The 15,336-nt window shown below is 66.8% G+C and carries 14 protein-coding genes; all 14 read right to left on the minus strand.

Annotated elements, in window-relative coordinates:
* Positions 1 to 755: 30S ribosomal protein S3 (gene rpsC, locus ABD120_RS14675; protein ID WP_343950404.1), on the minus strand; the 755-nt coding region annotated here is incomplete at its 3' end.
* Positions 755 to 1,108, minus strand: coding sequence for a 50S ribosomal protein L22 (gene rplV, locus ABD120_RS14680; RefSeq protein WP_343950405.1), 354 nt, complete (start codon positions 1,106 to 1,108; stop codon positions 755 to 757). The genes rpsC and rplV, both read right to left, overlap by 1 nt.
* Positions 1,109 to 1,139: 31 nt before the next feature.
* Positions 1,140 to 1,418 carry a 30S ribosomal protein S19 gene (rpsS, locus tag ABD120_RS14685; protein ID WP_343950406.1) on the minus strand — a complete coding sequence of 93 codons (279 nt, stop codon included), beginning with the start codon at positions 1,416 to 1,418 and terminating at the stop codon, positions 1,140 to 1,142.
* 11 nt (positions 1,419 to 1,429) lie between these two features.
* Positions 1,430 to 2,266 (minus strand): 50S ribosomal protein L2, encoded by an 837-nt coding sequence (gene rplB, locus ABD120_RS14690; protein WP_343950407.1) that lies wholly within the window; start codon positions 2,264 to 2,266, stop codon positions 1,430 to 1,432.
* Between the two features lie 91 nt (positions 2,267 to 2,357).
* Entirely contained in the window at positions 2,358 to 2,660 is a 303-nt protein-coding gene (gene rplW / locus ABD120_RS14695) for a 50S ribosomal protein L23 (protein WP_343950408.1), read from the minus strand.
* Positions 2,660 to 3,313 carry a 50S ribosomal protein L4 gene (gene rplD, locus ABD120_RS14700; RefSeq protein WP_343950409.1) on the minus strand — a complete coding sequence of 218 codons (654 nt, stop codon included), beginning with the start codon at positions 3,311 to 3,313 and terminating at the stop codon, positions 2,660 to 2,662. The genes rplW and rplD overlap by 1 nt, the downstream gene beginning before the upstream one ends.
* The gene (gene rplC / locus ABD120_RS14705) at positions 3,310 to 3,963 is read right to left on the minus strand and encodes a 50S ribosomal protein L3 (RefSeq protein WP_343950410.1); all 654 of its coding nucleotides are present in this window, start codon (positions 3,961 to 3,963) and stop codon (positions 3,310 to 3,312) included. Before rplC ends, rplD begins: the two co-directional genes overlap by 4 nt.
* 14 nt (positions 3,964 to 3,977) lie before the next feature.
* Positions 3,978 to 4,286, minus strand: coding sequence for a 30S ribosomal protein S10 (gene rpsJ, locus ABD120_RS14710; RefSeq protein WP_343950411.1), 309 nt, complete (start codon positions 4,284 to 4,286; stop codon positions 3,978 to 3,980).
* Positions 4,287 to 4,535: 249 nt separating this feature from the next.
* The gene (tuf, locus tag ABD120_RS14715; protein WP_343950412.1) at positions 4,536 to 5,729 is read right to left on the minus strand and encodes an elongation factor Tu; all 1,194 of its coding nucleotides are present in this window, start codon (positions 5,727 to 5,729) and stop codon (positions 4,536 to 4,538) included.
* Positions 5,730 to 5,898: 169 nt separating this feature from the next.
* A complete protein-coding gene (gene fusA / locus ABD120_RS14720; protein WP_425563970.1) occupies positions 5,899 to 7,947 on the minus strand; it encodes an elongation factor G in 2,049 nt (682 codons plus the stop codon).
* 87 nt (positions 7,948 to 8,034) lie between these two features.
* Positions 8,035 to 8,505 carry a 30S ribosomal protein S7 gene (rpsG, locus tag ABD120_RS14725; protein ID WP_343950414.1) on the minus strand — a complete coding sequence of 157 codons (471 nt, stop codon included), beginning with the start codon at positions 8,503 to 8,505 and terminating at the stop codon, positions 8,035 to 8,037.
* A 2-nt stretch (positions 8,506 to 8,507) separates the two neighbouring features.
* Entirely contained in the window at positions 8,508 to 8,882 is a 375-nt protein-coding gene (gene rpsL, locus ABD120_RS14730) for a 30S ribosomal protein S12 (protein WP_343950415.1), read from the minus strand.
* Positions 8,883 to 10,635: 1,753 nt separating this feature from the next.
* Complete coding sequence (locus tag ABD120_RS14735) at positions 10,636 to 14,511, minus strand: DNA-directed RNA polymerase subunit beta' (protein ID WP_343950416.1); 3,876 nt, start codon at positions 14,509 to 14,511, stop codon at positions 10,636 to 10,638.
* Positions 14,512 to 14,527: 16 nt separating this feature from the next.
* A partial coding sequence (locus ABD120_RS14740) for a DNA-directed RNA polymerase subunit beta (RefSeq protein ID WP_486348445.1) occupies positions 14,528 to 15,336 on the minus strand: 809 nt, incomplete at its 5' end.

Consider the following 15,336-nt stretch of genomic DNA (forward strand, 5'->3'; position numbering starts at 1 on the left):
CCACCGCCGCCACGGCGGGCGCCACCGGCGCCACCGCGACGCGGACGGTCGCCGCCACCGCGACGGTCGTCGCGCTCACGACGCTGACCGGCGCGAGCGGCGGCCGCGGCGGCCTCACGCTCGGCGCGGTTCGTCGGAGCCTCGCCCTTGTAGATCCAGACCTTCACGCCGATACGGCCGAAGGTCGTACGGGCCTCGTAGAGGCCGTAGTCGATGTCCGCGCGAAGGGTGTGCAGCGGCACCCGGCCCTCGCGGTAGAACTCCGACCGGGACATCTCGGCGCCGCCCAGACGACCGGAGCACTGGACACGGATGCCCTTGGCGCCGGACTTCATGGCCGACTGCATCGCCTTGCGCATGGCACGGCGGAACGAGACGCGGCTGGACAGCTGCTCGGCCACGGCCTGCGCGACGAGCTGCGCGTCGATCTCCGGGTTCTTGACCTCAAGGATGTTCAGCTGGACCTGCTTCTTGGTCAGCTTCTCAAGGTCACCGCGGATACGGTCGGCTTCGGCGCCGCGACGGCCGATCACGATGCCGGGACGCGCGGTGTGGATGTCCACCTGCACGCGGTCCGTCGTACGCTCGATCTCGACCTTGGAGATGCCGGCCCGCTCCATGCCCTTCTGGAGCATGCGGCGGATCGCCACGTCCTCAGCCACGTACGCCTTGTACAGCTTGTCGGCGTACCAGCGGCTCTTGAACTCGGTCGTGATGCCGAGGCGGAACCCGTGCGGGTTAACCTTCTGGCCCACTATCGGGTCCTTCCCTTCGGCTCGCGGGACTCCACGATCACAGTGATGTGGCTGGTCCGCTTGTTGATCCGGTAGGCGCGACCCTGGGCACGCGGACGGAACCGCTTCAGCGTCGGGCCCTCGTCGACCCACGCGCGGCTCACGACGAGCGTCTCGGGGTCGAGCTTGAAGTTGTGCTCAGCGTTCGCGACCGCGCTCGAGAGCACCTTGTAGATCGGCTCGCTCGCCGCCTGGGGAGCGAACTGCAGAACGGCCTGCGCCTCCGAAGCGGGCAGCCCGCGAATGAGGTCCACCACGCGGCGGGCCTTCTGGGGCGTGACACGGACGAACCGCGCCTGAGCCCTGGCTTCCATCGCTTACTCCTCTAACTGCTTCTGAAGGCGTCTATCGCCGGCTGCGGCGGTCGTCCTTGACGTGACTGCGGAACGTCCGCGTGGGCGCGAACTCACCGAGCTTGTGGCCGATCATCGACTCGGTGACGAACACCGGGACGTGCTTGCGGCCGTCGTGGACGGCGATCGTGTGGCCGAGCATGTCGGGCACGATCATGGACCGGCGGGACCAGGTCTTGATGACGTTCTTGGTGCCCTTCTCGTTCTGGACGTCCACCTTCTTCTGAAGGTGATCGTCCACGAAGGGGCCCTTCTTAAGGCTACGTGGCATTGTGGCTGCTCCTACCGCTTCTTCCTCTTGGACCGACGGCGGATGATCAGCCTGTCACTGGCCTTGTTCGCCTGACGGGTACGGCCCTCGGGCTTGCCCTTGGGGTTGACCGGGTGGCGACCACCGGAGGTCTTACCCTCACCACCACCGTGGGGGTGGTCGACGGGGTTCATCGCGACACCGCGGACGGTCGGGCGCTTGCCCTTCCACCGCATACGGCCGGCCTTGCCCCAGTTGATGTTGGCCTGCTCGGCGTTGCCGACCTGGCCGACGCTGGCGCGGCAGCGCACGTCGACCATGCGCATCTCACCGGAGGGCATACGCAGCGTGGCGTACTGCCCCTCCTTCGCCAGCAGCTGGATCTGCGCACCGGCGGAGCGGCCCAGCTTGGCGCCGCCTCCCGGACGCAGCTCCACCGCGTGGATGAAGGTACCGGTGGGGATGTTGCGCAGCGGCAGGCAGTTGCCCGGCTTGATGTCGGCCCCGGGGCCGTTCTCGATCCGGTCACCCTGCTTCAGCCCGGTGGGAGCGATGATGTACCGCTTCTCACCGTCGGCGAAGTGCAGCAGCGCGATGTTGGCGGTGCGGTTGGGGTCGTACTCGATGTGAGCGACCTTGGCCGGAATGCCGTCCTTGTCATGCCTACGGAAGTCGATGATCCGGTAGGCGCGCTTGTGACCGCCGCCCTGGTGGCGTGCGGTGACCCGGCCGTGTACGTTACGGCCGCCCTTGCTGTGAAGGGGCGCAAGCAGCGACTTCTCGGGCTTGCTGCGAGTGATCTCGGAGAAGTCCGAGACGCTCGCGCCGCGGCGACCCGGAGTCGTCGGCTTGTACTTACGGATGCCCATCTTTTTCGTTCATCCTTTGTCGGTTACATGAGTGAACCCGCCGTACGGATGTACGGCGGTTTCGCCCTTTTCTAGCTATGTACGGCGAGCGTCAGCCGATCTGACCGAAGATGTCGATCCGATCGCCCTCGACCAGGCTCACGATCGCGCGCTTGGTGTCGGGACGCTTGCCGAACCCGGCCCGGGTCCGCTTGCGCTTGCCCTGCCGGTTGATCGTGTTGACGCTGGTGACCTTGACCCCGAAGATCTGCTCAACGGCGATCTTCACCTGGGTCTTGTTCGCGGTCTTGCGCACCAGGAAGGTGTACTTGTTGTGCTCATCGATCAGGCCGTAGCTCTTCTCGGAGACGACCGGCTTGATGATGATGTCGCGCGGGTCGGCGATCTTCTCCATCAGGCGTCTTCCTTCTTGCTCGCCTCGTCCGTGAGCCGGGCGACAACCAGGTCGTATGCCTCACGGGTGAAGACCACGTCGTCGTTGACGAGCACGTCGTAGGTGTTGAGCTGACCGGCGTCCAGCATGTGGACCTCGGGCACGTTGCGCAGGCTCAGCACGGTCGCCTCGTCGCTCTCGGCGACCACGACGAGCACGCGGGGAGCCTGGGTGATCTTGCGCAGCGCGGCGAGCGCCGTCTTGGTCTTCGGGGTCTCCCCTTCGACCAGGGCGCTGACCACGTGCACGCGCCCACCGGAGGCCCGGTCGGACAGCGCGCCACGCAGGGCGGCGGCCTTCATCTTCTTCGGGGTCCGCTGCGAGTAGTCGCGCGGCACCGGACCGTGGACGACGCCACCGCCGGTGAACTGCGGCGCACGGGTCGAACCCTGACGGGCGCGGCCGGTGCCCTTCTGCCGGTACGGCTTCTTGCCGCCACCGCTGACCTCACCGCGGGTCTTGGTCTTGTGGGTGCCCTGCCGACGAGCGGCGAGCTGGGCCACGACCACCTGGTGGATCAGCGGGACGTTGACCTTGGAGCCGAAGATGACTTCGGGAAGGTCGACGGAGCCGGTCTTCGTACCGCTGGCGTCGAGGACGTCAATGGTGCTCACTTGGCAGCCCCCTTCTTGGCAGCGGTGCGGACGAGGACCAGGCTGCCGTTGGCGCCGGGGATCGCACCCTTGATCAGGATGAGGCCCTTCTCGACGTCCACGGCGTGAACCTTGAGGCTCTGCACGGTGGTGCGGACGTTACCCATCCGACCAGCCATGCGCAGACCCTTGAATACGCGGCCCGGGGTGGCGCAGCCACCGATGGAACCCGGCGAGCGGTGCTTGCGCTGCGTACCGTGCGACGCGCCCAGACCACCGAAGCCGTGCCGCTTCATGACACCCGCGAAGCCCTTGCCCTTGGACTTGCCCGTCACGTCGACGAACTGGCCGGCTTCGAAGGTGTCGGCCAGCAGCTCCTGGCCGATGGTGTAGTCGCTCGCGTCGTCGGTGCGGATCTCCGCGAAGTAACGGCGCGGGGTGATGTCGTGCTTGCGCAGGTAGTCGCCGAGCGGCTTCTTGACCTTCCTGGGGTTGACCTGCCCGAAGCCGAGCTGGACGGCGGAGTAGCCGTCGCGCTCGGGAGTGCGGACGCGGGTCACCACGCACGGACCGGCTTCGACCACGGTCACCGGTACGATCCGGTTGTCCGCGTCGAAGACCTGGGTCATGCCGAGCTTCTTGCCCAGGACGCCCTTGATCGTCTTAGCCATGTCAGTGCGTTCCCTCAGAGCTTGATCGAAATGTCGACGCCCGCGGGGAGGTCGAGCCGCATGAGCGAGTCGACGGTCTTGGGCGTCGGGTCGATGATGTCAATCAGCCGCTTGTGCGTGCGCATCTCGAAGTGCTCGCGGCTGTCCTTGTACTTGTGCGGCGAGCGGATGACGCAGTACACGTTCTTCTCGGTCGGCAGCGGCACCGGGCCCGCGACCTTCGCGCCAGTCCGCGTCACCGTCTCGACGATCTTCTTGGCCGAAGTGTCGATGACCTGGTGGTCATAAGCCTTAAGCCGAATGCGGATCTTCTGTCCCGCCATAGTGGCCTCGGTGTCCTTCGCTGTCGTCTGAAAAAGTATCGTGCGGCCGGTGGCCGCTGTGTCGCTCAGGTCGTGAGACCCGGTAACCCCACGTTGCAGACGCTTACGATCTGCTGTTCTCTTCCGTGATCCGGCAGTTACTTCGGTCACATCCGAAGAAACTGCGAGATCACGGTTCTTTCCGTGGAGTCGTCTCGCGAATCGGCGGCCGGCTTCGTTTCTGAGGCCGACCGCCGCCCCGCGATCGTACTACTTGAGGATCTTCGTCACGCGACCGGCGCCGACCGTACGGCCGCCCTCACGGATCGCGAACTTCAGACCGTCCTCCATGGCGATGGGCTGGATCAGCTCAACGCGCATCTCGGTGTTGTCGCCCGGCATGACCATCTCGGTGCCCTCGGGGAGGTTCACCACACCGGTCACGTCCGTCGTACGGAAGTAGAACTGCGGGCGGTAGTTGTTGAAGAACGGCGTGTGGCGGCCACCCTCGTCCTTGCCGAGGATGTAGACCTGCGCCTCGAACTCCGTGTGCGGAGTCGTGGTGCCGGGCTTGATGACACACTGGCCGCGCTCGACGTCCTCGCGCTTGATGCCACGCAGGAGCAGACCGACGTTGTCACCGGCCTGGCCCTCGTCGAGCAGCTTGCGGAACATCTCGACGCCGGTGACCGTGGTGGTGGTCTTCTCGGTCTGGATGCCGATGATGTCGACGGTCTCGTTGACCTTGACGATGCCGCGCTCGATACGGCCGGTGACGACGGTGCCACGACCGGTGATCGAGAACACGTCCTCGATCGGCATCAGGAACGGCTTGTCGGTGGCGCGCGCGGGCTCCGGAACCGACTCGTCGACAGCGTTCATCAGCTCGATGATGCTGTCGCCCCACTTCTCGTCGCCCTCAAGGGCCTTGAGAGCGGAGACGCGGACGACGGGCAGGTCGTCGCCGGGGAACTCCTGAGCCGAGAGCAGCTCACGGACCTCGAGCTCGACGAGCTCCAGGATCTCCTCGTCGTCGACCATGTCGGCCTTGTTGAGGGCCACGACGATGTAGGGGACGCCGACCTGGCGGGCCAGGAGGACGTGCTCCTTCGTCTGCGGCATCGGGCCGTCGGTGGCGGCGACCACGAGGATCGCACCGTCCATCTGAGCGGCGCCGGTGATCATGTTCTTCACGTAGTCGGCGTGACCGGGGCAGTCCACGTGGGCATAGTGGCGCTTCTCGGTCTGGTACTCGACGTGCGCGATGGAGATCGTAATGCCGCGAGCCTTCTCCTCCGGAGCCTTGTCAATCTTGTCGAACGGAGTCGACTCGTTGATGTCCGGGAAGCGGTCGTGAAGCACCTTGGTGATCGCCGCGGTCAGAGTGGTCTTGCCGTGGTCGATGTGCCCAATGGTGCCGATGTTCACGTGCGGCTTTGTCCGCTCGAACTTGGCCTTAGCCACTGGTTCTCTCCTTAGAGAATCTACTGACTTACTTCACACTCGGGCCCGGGAGAGTACCCGGCCCCTGGGCGGTGGAGCGGACGGAGATCCGCTCCACCAGGGACTCCGGGGTTGAACAACCCCGGCCTCTCAGGCGGCGGCCGAAGCCACCGCCTTCGGGGGGCCAGGACTATTCGCCCCGGGCCTTCGCGACGATCTCCTTGGCGATGCCCGGGGGCACCTCCGAGTAGGAGTCGAACTGCATGCTGTAGCTCGCCCGACCCTGGGTCTTGCTGCGCAGGTCGCCGACGTAGCCGAACATCTCCGACAGCGGCACCAGCGCGGCGATGACCCGGGCGCCTGCGCGCTCGTCCATCGACTGGATCTGCCCGCGGCGACCGTTGAGGTCGCCGATGACATCACCCATGTAGTCCTCGGGCGTGGTGACCTCGACGGCCATCATCGGCTCCAGGAGTACGGCGTCAGCCCTGCGCGCGGCCTCCTTGAAGGCCATCGAGCCAGCGATCTTGAACGCCATTTCCGAGGAGTCGACGTCGTGGGCGGCGCCGTCGGTCAGCGTAACCTTCACGCCGACCATCGGGTAACCGGCCAGGACACCGAACTCGGCGGCCTCCTGGGCACCGGCGTCGACCGAGGGGATGTACTCCCTCGGGATGCGGCCACCCGTGACCTTGTTCTGGAACTCGTAGCCGTCGTTGCCTTCGCCAAGGGGCTCGACGTCGATGATGACCCGCGCGAACTGACCGGAACCACCGGTCTGCTTCTTGTGGGTGTAATCGACCTTCTCGACCTTGCGGCGAATGGTCTCGCGGTAGGCGACCTGGGGGCGGCCGACGTTGGCCTCGACCTTGAACTCGCGACGCATACGGTCGACGAGGATCTCAAGGTGAAGCTCGCCCATGCCCCAGATGACCGTCTGGCCGGTCTCCTCGTCACGGCGGACCTGGAAGGACGGGTCCTCCTCGGCCAGCCGCTGGATCGCGGTGGACAGCTTCTCCTGGTCGCCCTTGGTCTTGGGCTCGATCGCGACGTTGATGACCGGGGCCGGGAACGTCATCGACTCGAGAACGACCTGGTGGGTCGGGTCGGACAGGGTGTCACCGGTGGTGGTGTCCTTCAGACCCATGACGGCGACGATCTGACCGGCGATGGCGCTCGGGCGCTCCTCACGCTTGTTGGCGTGCATCTGGTAGATCTTGCCGATCCGCTCCTTGCGGCCCTTCACAGAGTTGACGACCTGTGTGCCGGTCTCGAGCGAACCCGAGTAGATGCGGAGGTAGGTGAGCTTGCCCAGGTGGGGGTCGCTCATGATCTTGAACGCCAGCGCGGAGAACGGCTCGGTCGGGTCCGCGTGACGCTCGATGACCTCGGCCTCGTTCCCGACAGCGTGGCCCTTGAAGGCCGGGATGTCGAGCGGGGCCGGGAGGAAGGCGACGATGGCGTCGAGCAGGGGCTGCACGCCCTTGTTCTTGAACGCGGTGCCACACAGGACCGGGTTGATGGCGCCCCTGACGGTGGCCCGGCGCAGGGCCGCGACCAGCTGCTCCTCGGTGGGCTCGATGCCCTCGAGGAAGAGCTCCATCAGCTCGTCATCGTTCTCGGCGGCGGTCTCGACCAGCTTGTCGCGCCACTCGCGAGCGGCGTCGGCGTGGTCGGCCGGGATGTCGACGACGTCGTACATCTCGCCCTTGGCCGCCTCCGCGCTCCAGATGAGACCCTTCATCTGAATCAGGTCGATGACGCCCTTGAAGTCCGCCTCCACGCCCCAGGGGAGCTGGACGACGGCCGGGATGGCGCCCAGACGGCTGATCATCATGTCGACGCAGCGGTGGAACTCCGCGCCGACGCGGTCCATCTTGTTCACGAAGCAGATGCGCGGAACGTTGTAGCGGTCTGCCTGGCGCCACACCGTCTCCGACTGCGGCTCGACACCGGCGACACCGTCGAACACGGCCACCGCGCCGTCGAGCACGCGAAGCGCGCGCTCGACCTCGATGGTGAAGTCGACGTGCCCGGGGGTGTCGATGATGTTGATGGTGTGACCGGCCCACTCACAGGTCGTCGCGGCAGACGTGATGGTGATGCCGCGCTCCTGCTCCTGCTCCATCCAGTCCATCGTGGCAGCGCCCTCGTGAACCTCACCGATCTTGTAATTGATACCGGTGTAGAACAGGATGCGCTCGGTCGTGGTGGTCTTGCCCGCGTCGATATGGGCCATGATCCCGATATTGCGGACCTTGGCCAGGTCAAGAGCGGTCGTGGTGGCCACTTCTCTCGCGTCCTCGTCGTCTCGTCGAACCCGCTGTTACCAGCGGTAGTGGGCGAAGGCCTTGTTGGACTCGGCCATCTTGTGGGTGTCCTCGCGCTTCTTGACGCTCGCCCCGAGGCCGTTGCTGGCGTCGAGGAGCTCGTTCATGAGGCGCTCGGTCATGGTCTTCTCGCGGCGGGCGCGGGAGTACTGCACCAGCCAGCGCAGGGCCAGAGTGGTGCTGCGGGAGGCGCGCACCTCGACCGGGACCTGGTAGGTCGCGCCACCGACACGGCGGCTGCGGACCTCAAGGGTGGGCTTGACGTTGTCGAGAGCACGCTTCAGCGTGATGACCGGGTCGTTGCCGGTCTTGTCCTTGCAGCCCTCGAGGGCGCCGTAGACGATCGACTGCGCGATGGAGCGCTTGCCGTCCAGGAGCACCTTGTTGATCAGGGCGGTCACCAGCGGCGAGTTGTAGACCGGGTCAGCGGTGAGTACGCGACGACCGGGAGAACCCTTACGAGGCATGGTTAGCTCTTCTCCCTCTTCGCGCCGTAGTGGCTGCGGCCCTGCTTGCGGTTCTTGACGCCCTGGGTGTCAAGGGTGCCGCGAATGATCTTGTAGCGCACACCCGGCAGGTCCTTCACACGACCGCCGCGCACGAGCACGATGGAGTGCTCCTGCAGGTTGTGCCCCACGCCGGGGATGTAGGCCGTGACCTCGATGCCGTTGGTGAGACGGACACGAGCCACCTTGCGCAGCGCCGAGTTGGGCTTCTTGGGGGTCGTGGTGTACACGCGCTGGCACGTGCCGCGCCGCTGCGGACTCCCCTTGAGGGCAGGAGTCTTGGTCTTGGAGACCTTGTCCTGCCGGCCCTTGCGGACCAACTGCTGAATAGTGGGCACTGCCACTCCGTTCGTGCATAAGCCGGTGATACGTCTGTTGGTGCGCTTCGCAGGTACTGCCGGTGTCATGACCTGCGGTTTTCTCCCCCGCTCCGACCCACGCGGTCGGGCGTGTCGCGCCCTTGCAGAGCCACACTCCCGCGCTACGGAAACGCTGGGGGGAGACCATACGGCGCCGCCATCAGGCGCGCACGCATGAGAGCCCATGAGACATGGGCACGAAGAGCAAGACTACCCAGCCGCGCGCAGCACGTCAAAACGGCCGCACCAGGCCGCATTGGACTCGGGCCATATCCTACCCGCTCATGGCCCCGTCTCCCGTCGGTTGGCGATTATCTCCCCGCCGGCCCCATACATCACTGCCGCCAACCCCACAATCCTGTGTTACGGCAAGCCCCCTTGCCTCCACCCGCCGCCCCGTGCTGGGGGCCTCCAGGGTCACGCTCCTCACCTCCCGCCGACCCACCGCAACGCCGCCCTGTTCACCGGGCTCGGGCCTGCCTGTATGCCCGCTCCTGCCTTTTGCTCTCGCCGGTTCGCGGGTGCTTGTCCTGTTGGCAGGTTCTGTCGGCTGGGTGCCGGCGTGGTTGGCCAGTCGCTCCTGCAGTTTCTCGTGGTCCCGGTCGGCTTCTCCTGCCTGGGCGGGCTCGTCCTTTGCCCTTCGGCCGCGTTGGGCGTCGGCCGCCGCACAGGGGCGCCGGGCTCCACCGTCCACCTTCTCGCCGTCCCGGCGCCAGGAGGTACCAACGGGGTGGCGGTTCCGGCGCCAGGAACTGGCGCGGGCCTCGGGGGCGGGCCGGCCCAGACACCGCAGGGCACCGACCCAGCCCCAGCACGCTCCCTGCGACACCTTGGGCGCAGCGCCAAGGCAGCGTGGGCCGCCGTCCGCCTTCTCATTGCCTCCGGGGCGCCATGTGCTGACCCTCGGGCTCTCAGCACAGGTCAGCGCCCTGGAGCAGGACGCTCCGGGCCTTTGGGGGTCAGGGCTGTTCCATGGCCCTGACAGTGCGAATCGCGAGCCCGGCCTGAACACCAAGCCGCTGCGGATGACACTCGCCGTGCAGCCGAAGGCGCGAGGCCGCTCCGCCCCCTCAGCGGCCGGTCCGTCCCCGAGGCCCGCATAGCCAGTTCCTGGCGCCGGAACCGCCACCCCGCTGACACCTCCTGGCGCCGGAACCCCGCCCCGTAGACACCTCCTGGCGCCTCAACCCACCCCGCTGACACCACCTGGCGCTAGAACCCCGCCCCGTAGACACCTCCTGGCGCCGGGACGGCGAGAAGGTGGACGGTGGAGCCCGGCGCCCCTGTGCGGCGGCCGACGCCCGACGCGGCCGAAGGGCAAAGGACGAGCCCGCCCAGGCAGGAGAAGCCGACCGGGACCACGAGAAACTGCAGGAGCGGCTGGCCAAGCACGCCGGCACCCAGCCGACAGGACCCGCCGACAGGACCTGCCGACAGGACCTGCCGACAGGGCCTGCCAACGGGACAAGCACCCGCGAACCGGCGAGAGCAAAAGGGCAGGAGCGGCCAAACGGGCAGGCCCGAGCCCGGTGAACAGGGCGGCGTTGCGGTGGGGCGGGGGGAGGTGAGGAGCGTGACCCTGGAGGCCCCCAGCGCGAGGCGGCGGGTGGGGGCCAAGGGGGCTTGCCGTAACAGAGGATTGCGGGGGCTGGCAGCAAGCACAGACCTGCCCCCGAGCATGGCGAAAGCGCCCGAGACGCTGTCTCGGGCGCTTTCGCGATGAGCTATTCGATCAGCGGTTGTACTGACCGAAGTCGTACTCCTCCAGCGGAACCGCCTCGCCGGAGCCGGTGCCGAAGGTGTAGTCGGCCGCGGTGCCGTCGTAGCCGCCGACCGTGTACATGGCCGCTTTAGCCTCCTCGGTCGGCTCGACCCGGATGTTGCGGTACTGGGGCATACCAGTACCGGCCGGGATGAGCTTACCGATGATGACGTTCTCCTTCAGGCCCAGGAGCGAGTCGGACTTGGCGTGGATCGCCGCGTCCGTCAGAACCCTGGTCGTCTCCTGGAAGGAGGCCGCCGACAGCCACGACTCGGTGGCCAGCGACGCCTTGGTGATACCCATGAGCACCGGACGGCCTGCGGCGGGCTGACCGCCCTCTGCCACGGTCTCACGGTTCATCAGCTCGAAGCGCGGACGCTCGACCAGCTCACCCGGCAGCAGATCGGTGTCGCCGGACTCCAGCACGTTCACGCGCTTGAGCATCTGGCGGACGATGATCTCGATGTGCTTGTCGTGGATCGACACACCCTGCGAGCGGTACACCTGCTGAACCTCGGCCACCAGGTGCAGCTGCACCTCGCGCGGGCCCATGATGCGCAGGACCTCGTTCGGGTTGACCGCACCCGCGATCAGCTGCTGACCGACCTTGACGTGCTGGCCGTCGGAGACGAGCAGACGCGAGCGCATCGAGACCGGGTAGGGGATCTCCTCCGAACCGTCGTCCGGAGTGATGACGATCTTCCTGGTCTTGTCGGTCTCGTCGATGCGGACCCGGCCCTCGGCCTCGGAGATCGGGGCGACACCCTTGGGGATGCGCGCCTCGAAGAGCTCCTGGACTCGGGGCAGACCGTGAGTGATGTCGGCACCGGCCACACCACCGAGGTGGAAGGTACGCATGGTCAGCTGCGTGCCCGGCTCACCGATCGACTGGGCGGCGATGATGCCGACCGCCTCGCCGACGTCCACGAGCTTGCCGGTGGCCAGCGAACGGCCGTAGCAGGTCGCGCAGACACCGATCTTCGCCTCGCACACCAGCGCGGAGCGGGTGCGCACGGTCTCGATCCCGGCCTCGACCAGCGCCGAGACGTGCACGTCGCTGATGTCGGAACCGGCGGCAGCGATGATCTTGCCGTCGACCTCGACGTCCTCGGCGAGGATGCGGCCGTGCACGTTGGACTCGGCGTTGTCGGCCTTGACCAGGTTGCCGGACGCGTCGCGCTCACCGACGTGCAGCGGGACCGCGCGGTCGGTGCCGCAGTCGATCTCACGGACGATGACGTCCTGGGCCACGTCCACCAGACGACGGGTCAGGTAACCCGAGTCGGCGGTACGCAGAGCGGTGTCGGCGAGGCCCTTCCGCTGACCGTGGGTGGAGATGAAGTACTCCAGCACCGACAGGCCCTCGCGGAACGAGGCCTTGATCGGGCGCGGGATCGTCTCACCCTTGGTGTTGGACACCAGACCTCGGATGCCGGCGATCTGACGCACCTGCATCTTGTTGCCTCGGGCGCCGGAGTTGAGCATCATCCAGACCGGGTTGGTCTCCGGGAACGCCTTGACCATGTCGTTCTCGACGTCCGCGGTGGCGTGGGTCCAGATCTCGATGAGCTCCTGACGGCGCTCCTCGTCGGTGATCAGACCGCGCTCGTACTCACGCTGGACCTTGTCGGCCCGGCGCTCGTAGTTCTCCATGATCTCGGTCTTGTTGGGCGGCGCGACGACGTCCTCGATCGAGATCGTGACGCCGGAGCGGGTCGCCCAGCGGAAACCGGCGTCCTTGAGTGCGTCGAGCGAGGTGGCGACCTCGACCTTGGGGTAGGTCTCGGCCATCTCGTTGACGATCGTGGACAGCTGCTTCCTGTCGACCTGGAAGTTGACGAACGGGTAGCTCGCCGGGAGCGTCTGGTTGAACAGGCAGCGGCCGAACGTCGTCTCCAGACGGATCGGGTCGCCCTGCTCCCAGCCCTCCGGCGCGACCCAGTCGCGCGGCGGCAGGATGTCCTTGAGCCGGATGCTGATCTTCGCCTGGATGTCCAGCTCGCGCCGGTCGAAGGCCATCTGCGCCTCGGCGACGGAGCCGAACACACGGCCCTCGCCCGCGGCGCCGTCCTTCTGGGTGGTCAGCCAGTAGAGGCCGATGACCATGTCCTGGGTGGGCATCGTCACGGGCTTGCCGTCGGCCGGCTTGAGGATGTTGTTGGTCGAGAGCATCAGGATGCGTGCCTCGGCCTGGGCCTCGGCCGACAGCGGCAGGTGCACGGCCATCTGGTCGCCGTCGAAGTCCGCGTTGAAGGCGGTGCAGACGAGCGGGTGGATCTGGATGGCCTTGCCCTCGACGAGCTGCGGCTCGAACGCCTGGATGCCCAGACGGTGGAGCGTGGGCGCGCGGTTGAGCAGCACCGGGTGTTCGGTGATGACCTCTTCGAGTACGTCCCAGACCACGGGGCGGGCGCGCTCGACCATCCGCTTGGCGGACTTGATGTTCTGCGCGTGGTTGAGGTCGACCAGCCGCTTCATGACGAACGGCTTGAACAGCTCCAGCGCCATCTGCTTGGGCAGACCGCACTGGTGCAGCTTGAGCTGCGGGCCGACGACGATCACGGAACGACCGGAGTAGTCGACTCGCTTGCCCAGCAGGTTCTGGCGGAAGCGGCCCTGCTTGCCCTTCAGCATGTCGCTGAGGGACTTCAGCGGACGGTTGCCGGGGCCCGTGACCGGGCGGCCGCGACGGCCGTTGTCGAACAGCGAGTCGACGGCCTCCTGGAGCATCCGCTTCTCGTTGTTGACGATGATCTCGGGCGCGCCGAGGTCGAGCAGTCGCTTGAGGCGGTTGTTCCGGTTGATCACACGACGGTAGAGGTCGTTGAGGTCGGAGGTCGCGAACCGGCCACCGTCGAGCTGCACCATCGGGCGCAGGTCCGGCGGGATGACCGGGATGCAGTCGAGCACCATGCCGCGCGGCGAGTTGGTGGTGTTGAGGAAAGCCGAGACGACCTTGAGCCGCTTGAGGGCGCGGGCCTTCTTCTGGCCCTTGCCGCTGCGGATGGTCTCGCGGAGGTTCTCGGCCTCGGCGTCCAGGTCGAAGCTGGTCAGGCGGTCCTGGATGGCCTGCGCGCCCATGCCGCCCTTGAAGTAGCGGCCGAAGCGGTCGCGCATCTCGCGGTAGAGCAGCTCGTCGCCCTCAAGGTCCTGGACCTTGAGGTTCTTGAAGCGGCTCCACACCTCGTCGAGGCGGTCGAGCTCGCGCTGCGCGCGGTCGCGCAGCTGACGCATCTCGCGCTCGGCGCCCTCGCGCACCTTGCGGCGCTGGTCGCCCTTGGCGCCGGCGGCCTCAAGCTCGGCGAGGTCGCCTTCGAGCTTCTTCTGCCTGGTCTCGATGTCGGCGTCGCGACGCTGCTCGATGTGCTGCCGCTCGACGGAGATCTTCGCCTCCAGCGACGGCAGGTCGCGGTCGCGCAGCTCGATGTCGACCTGCGTGATCATGTACGCCGCGAAGTAGATGACCTTCTCCAGGTCCTTCGGGGCGAGGTCGAGCAGGTAGCCGAGGCGCGAGGGAACGCCCTTGAAGTACCAGATGTGCGTGACGGGCGCGGCCAGCTCGATGTGGCCCATCCGCTCACGGCGCACCTTGGCGCGAGTGACCTCGACGCCGCAGCGCTCACAGATGATGCCCTTGAAGCGGACGCGCTTGTACTTGCCGCAGTAGCACTCCCAGTCGCGGGTCGGGCCGAAGATCTTCTCGCAGAAGAGCCCGTCCTTTTCCGGCTTGAGGGTGCGGTAGTTGATCGTCTCCGGCTTCTTCACCTCGCCGTGCGACCACTGACGGATGTCGTCGGCGGTGGCCAGCCCGATCCGAAGCTCGTCGAAGAAGTTGACGTCCAGCATTTGTGCGATCTCCCCCTCAGACTTCTTCCACGCTGCTCGGCTCACGCCGCGACAGGTCGATACCGAGCTCCTCGGCGGCCCTGAAGACGTCCTCGTCGCTGTCACGCATCTCGATGGACATGCCGTCGCTGGAGAGCACCTCGACGTTGAGGCACAGCGACTGCATTTCCTTGATGAGGACCTTGAAGGACTCGGGGATGCCGGGCTCGGGGATGTTCTCGCCCTTGACGATGGCCTCGTAGACCTTCACCCGGCCGAGAACGTCGTCGGACTTGATGGTCAGGAGCTCCTGAAGGGCGTAGGCGGCGCCGTACGCCTCCAGCGCCCACACCTCCATCTCACCGAAGCGCTGGCCGCCGAACTGGGCCTTGCCGCCGAGCGGCTGCTGGGTGATCATGGAGTAGGGGCCGGTGGACCGGGCGTGGATCTTGTCGTCCACGAGGTGCAGCAGCTTGAGGATGTAGCTGTAGCCGACTGCGATGGGGTACGGGAACGGCTCGCCGGAGCGGCCGTCGTACAGCCGGGCCTTACCGGTGTCGCGGACCATACGGTCGCCGTCGCGGTTGGGCAGGGTGTTGCTGAGCAGACCGACGATCTCCTCCTCGTGGGCGCCGTCGAAGACGGGCGTGGCCACGTTGGTGCGGGGATCGACCGTCTCGAAGCCCTTCTCGCGCAGGCGCTCGGCCCACTGCTCGGTCAGGCCGGAGATGTCCCATCCTCGGGCGGCGATCCAGCCGAGGTGGGCTTCGAGGACCTGTCCGATGTTCATCCGGCCGGGCACGCCCAGCGGGTTGAGGATGATGTCGACCGGGGTGCCGTCCTCCA

The organism is Nonomuraea longicatena, from assembly GCF_039525605.1.
GTDB lineage: Bacteria > Actinomycetota > Actinomycetes > Streptosporangiales > Streptosporangiaceae > Nonomuraea > Nonomuraea longicatena.